2 protein-coding genes are annotated in these 4,844 nt (G+C 59.3%); both read left to right on the plus strand.

All coding sequences use genetic code 11. The annotated features are described in order from the left end of the window. The first annotated feature begins 86 nt into the window (after positions 1–86). Positions 87–2,996, plus strand: a complete 2,910-nt coding sequence (gene uvrA, locus AX685_RS16610; protein ID WP_066490664.1) for an excinuclease ABC subunit UvrA — start codon at positions 87–89, stop codon at positions 2,994–2,996. A 122-nt stretch (positions 2,997–3,118) separates the two neighbouring features. Continuing rightward, positions 3,119–4,744, plus strand: a complete 1,626-nt coding sequence (locus AX685_RS21210; RefSeq protein WP_156445881.1) for an AAA family ATPase — start codon at positions 3,119–3,121, stop codon at positions 4,742–4,744. Positions 4,745–4,844 lie beyond the last annotated feature (100 nt).

A 4,844-nucleotide genomic window follows, 5' to 3' on the forward strand; every position in this document is an offset into this window, starting at 1 on the left:
ATCTTGCCCCGCTCCCCCCATCGCCCCACATCCGGCCGGCACGCGCCGTCTGGACGCGCGCGAACAAATCTGGAACATATTCCCGCATGGCACTCACCACGATTTCGGTCCGCGGCGCGCGCGAGCATAACCTCAAGGACGTCAGCGTCGATATCCCGCGCGATACGCTGACGGTCATCACCGGCCTGTCGGGTTCGGGCAAGTCCAGCCTCGCCTTCGACACCATCTATGCCGAGGGGCAGCGCCGCTACGTCGAATCGCTGTCGGCCTATGCGCGCCAGTTCCTGGAGCTGATGCAGAAGCCCGACGTGGACCATATCGAGGGGCTGAGCCCCGCGATCTCGATCGAGCAGAAGACGACCAGCCGCAACCCGCGCTCGACCGTGGCGACGGTCACCGAGATCTACGATTACATGCGCCTGCTGTGGGCGCGCGTCGGCGTCCCCTATTCCCCCGCCACCGGCCTGCCGATCGCAGCGCAGACGGTCAGCCAGATGGTCGACCGCGTGATGGCGCTGCCGGAGGGGACGCGCCTCTACCTGCTCGCCCCCGTCGTGCGCGGGCGCAAGGGCGAATATCGCAAGGAACTGGCCGAGTGGCAGAAGGCCGGCTTCACCCGCGTGCGCATCGACGGCGAGGTGTATGAGATCGACGAGGCGCCCGCGCTCGACAAGAAGTACAAGCACGATATCGAGGTGGTGGTCGATCGCCTCGTGGTGCGCGAGGATGTCGTGACCCGCCTCGCCGACAGTTTCGAGACCGCGCTGAAGCTTGCCGACGGCCTGGCCTATATCGACCCGGCCGACCCCGTCGAACCGCGCACCCCCGAAAGCGTCGTGCTCGGCGATCACGCCCCGCCCGGCCGGATCGTCTTTTCCGAAAAGTTCGCCTGCCCGGTCAGCGGCTTCACCATCGCCGAGATCGAGCCGCGGCTGTTCAGCTTCAACGCTCCCCAGGGCGCATGTCCGGCGTGCGACGGGCTGGGCGAGAAGATGATCTTCGACGAGGATCTGGTCGTCCCCAACCACGATCTGTCGATCAAGAAGGGCGCGGTCGTCCCCTGGGCGAAGAGCAACCCGCCCTCGCCCTATTACATGCAGGTGATGGCCAGCCTGGCGCGCGAATTCGGCTTCTCGCTCGACACCCCCTGGGCCGACCTGCCGGGCGAGGTGAAGCTGGTGATCCTCCACGGCACCGGCGGCAAGCCGGTCACGCTGACCTTCGTCGACGGCAAGAAGAGCTACGACGTGAAGAAGCCGTTCGAGGGCGTCATCGGCAACCTCAACCGCCGCCTCCTCCAGACCGAGAGCGCGTGGATGAAGGAGGAGCTGTCCAAATACCAGTCGTCGCAGGCGTGCGAGGTCTGCCACGGCGCGCGCCTCAAGCCCGAGGCGCTGTCGGTCAAGATCGCCGGCGAGGATATCAGCCACGCCACGCGGATGAGCGTGGTTGACGCGCTCGCCTTCTTCACCGACCTGCCGAACCATCTCGGCGACCAGCAGCGCGCGATCGCCGAGCGCATCCTGAAGGAGATCGTCGAGCGGCTCGGCTTCCTCAACAACGTCGGGCTCGACTATCTCAACCTCGATCGCACCTCGGGCACGCTGTCCGGGGGCGAGAGCCAGCGCATCCGCCTCGCGTCGCAGATCGGCAGCGGGCTGTCCGGCGTCCTCTACGTCCTCGACGAACCGTCGATCGGGCTGCACCAGCGCGACAACGACATGCTCCTCGCCACGCTGCGGCGGCTGCGCGACCTGGGCAACACCGTCATCGTCGTCGAGCATGACGAGGATGCGATCCGCATGGCCGATTACGTGATCGACATGGGGCCGGGCGCGGGCGTCCACGGCGGCAAGGTGGTGGCGCAGGGCACCGTCAAGCAATTGCTCAAGTCGAAGACGTCGATCACCGCCGATTACCTCAACGGCACCCGCGAAGTCCCGCTCCCCGCCAAGCGCCGCAAGGGATCGGGCAAGAAGCTGACCGTCCACAACGCCACCGCCAACAATCTGACCGGCGTCACCGCGTCGATCCCGCTCGGCACCTTTACCTGCATCACCGGCGTGTCGGGGTCGGGCAAGTCCAGCTTCACGATCGACACGCTCTACGCCGCCGCCGCGCGCCAGCTGAACGGCGCACGCATCCTGGCGGGCAAGCATGACAGGATCACCGGCCTCCAGCATCTCGACAAGGTCATCGACATCGACCAGTCGCCGATCGGCCGCACCCCGCGCTCCAACCCCGCCACCTACACCGGCGCCTTCACGCAGATCCGCGACTGGTTCGCCGGGCTGCCGGAATCGCAGGCGCGCGGCTACAAGCCGGGGCGCTTCAGCTTCAACGTCAAGGGTGGACGGTGCGAGGCGTGCCAGGGCGACGGCGTGCTCAAGATCGAGATGCACTTCCTCCCCGACGTCTACGTCACCTGCGACGTGTGCCACGGCGCGCGCTACAACCGCGAGACGCTGGAGGTGAAGTTCAAGGGCCACTCCATCGCCGACGTGCTCGACATGACGGTGGAGGACGCCGCCAGCTTCTTCGCCAACGTGCCGCCGATCCGCGACAAGATGGCGATGCTGGTCGAGGTGGGCCTGGGCTACGTCAAGGTCGGGCAGCAGGCGACCACGCTGTCGGGCGGCGAGGCGCAGCGCGTGAAGCTCGCCAAGGAACTCAGCCGCCGCGCCACCGGCAACACGCTCTACATCCTCGACGAACCCACCACCGGCCTCCATTTCGAGGACGTCCGCAAGCTGCTGGAGGTGCTCCACGCGCTGGTCGAGCAGGGCAACACCGTGGTGGTGATCGAACACAATCTCGACGTCATCAAGACCGCCGACTGGATCATCGACCTGGGGCCGGAAGGCGGGGTGAAGGGCGGGGAGATCGTCGCGGCGGGCGTGCCCGAAACGGTGGCCGACGTACCGGAGAGCTTCACCGGCCGCTATCTCAAGCCGCTGTTGCGGAAGCAGCGCGGGGACGCGCCTGTCCTGAGCTAAGCCGATGCATGAGCGTCGGCCTAGTCGACGGGTCGGAGGAGGTAGTGAAGGCGGGGCGGAGCTTTACGGGGAAGTATCTGGCGCCGTTTTTATAGTATTACCTAGATTTGGAGTACCTAACGGTGGATATCAGCGACGTCCGACTTGGCACAATACACATCAACACTCGTTCCGGAAGTGTTCCGACACCATTAATTGCCGGACGGGCGGTTTATATTTTGGGTAGAAACGGCACCGGCAAATCCGCATTAATACACAATTTAGTCAGTCAGTTGCCAAAAGGTATTTACATTCCTGGATCTCGCCCAAGTTATTTCGATAATGATAGCCTTCAAATGACTCCAGCGTCTCGTCGACAAATGGAAAACAATTGGATGGCTTGGGACCGTCAGCCATCCACTCGATATCGACCAATAAGCGGCACACAGCGAAATGAGCGCGCTATTCTCGATTTACAGTCATCGGAAACGCAGTTTAAAGTAGACGCAGCCAATGAAATACGAAACCCTGCAACAAGGCAACAGGCAATTTCGAGACTTGAAAATAGTTTGTCTCCATTTGACCGGATGAATAGCATTCTGCGTCAAGCGAACTTCCCAGTAGAGGTTATAATGGGAGGATCTGAGATGCAGGCTCGTCGCGGAGGAGATCCTTATAGTATAGCAAAGATGTCGGATGGAGAACGGGCAGCACTCATCGTTACATCAGATGTTTTATCAGCCCCCTCCGGTTCTATATTTTTCATCGACGAACCCGAACTTCACCTTCACAGGTCAATTGTTGTACCGTTGATATCAGCTCTTCTTCGCGAGCGACCGGATTGCAGCTTTATCATAAGTACCCACGAGCTGGATTTACCGTCTCATGGATCCGAAGGCTTAGTCGTATTGGTGCGCGGATGCTCATGGAGCGGTGATCACGTGATGAACTGGGATGTCGATATCTTAAGTTCTATTGATGGTATTCCCGATGATTTACGAGTGGATCTGCTTGGATCTCGACGAAAGATCCTATTCGTTGAAGGGCAAGAAAATAGCCTTGATCAAGCATTTTATGCGATATTGTTTCCAAATGCGTCGGTACGTCCGAAAGGCACGGCACGCGATGTAAAAAACGCCGTGAAAGCCCTCAAAAGTTTAGAGTCAATGCATCATGCCAGCCCATATGGGCTGATAGATAATGACACGCTTCGATCTGATCAGATAGAAGCCCTTCGACAGGAAAAGATTTTTGCCCTTCCGATAGCCAGCATAGAGTCTCTTTATTATTGTATCGAATCTATAAACGCAGTTGCACAATCACAATCAGCCACTTTAGGCATTCCACTGCGTGAACTCATAGACAGTGCGAAAAGCAGTGCGCTCTCGGCCCTTGCAGCGGTCGATCGCCAAGAGCACCTTGCATCGTATATTGCCATATTAAAATTTCGCAACTTGGTGATAAGTTCGCTACCGTCAAAGGAAGATATTGTTGCGGCACGTGACCAAAAAATTAATTTTAGTGTCGGGTCCACTTACGCCTCAGAATTAAATAGACTGCAAAATTATGTAACTCGAGGGGAGTACGATGCGATAGTCGCAAAATATCCAATTCGAGAAAGCCCGATGCTCAGCGCCGTAGCGGCAGCATTGAGATTTCGCGAGCGAGCGGATTATGAACGTGCCGTTATTACGAGACTCGGAATGGATACCGCATTCGCTGATGCAATGAAAATTAAGTTATCCCCTCTCGCCACAGTATTGAATTAGGCTTTCAGATTAAACGTCTCAACTAAAGCACGAAAGCCAGCTTAACACCGCAGTGCATCTGAGAGGTCAACAGTAACAGAGCATCCCGCCGCGGCAAAGC

It is taken from the genome of Sphingomonas sp. CCH9-F2 (assembly GCF_001556735.1).
GTDB classification, from domain to species: Bacteria; Pseudomonadota; Alphaproteobacteria; order Sphingomonadales; family Sphingomonadaceae; genus Sphingomonas; species Sphingomonas ginsenosidimutans.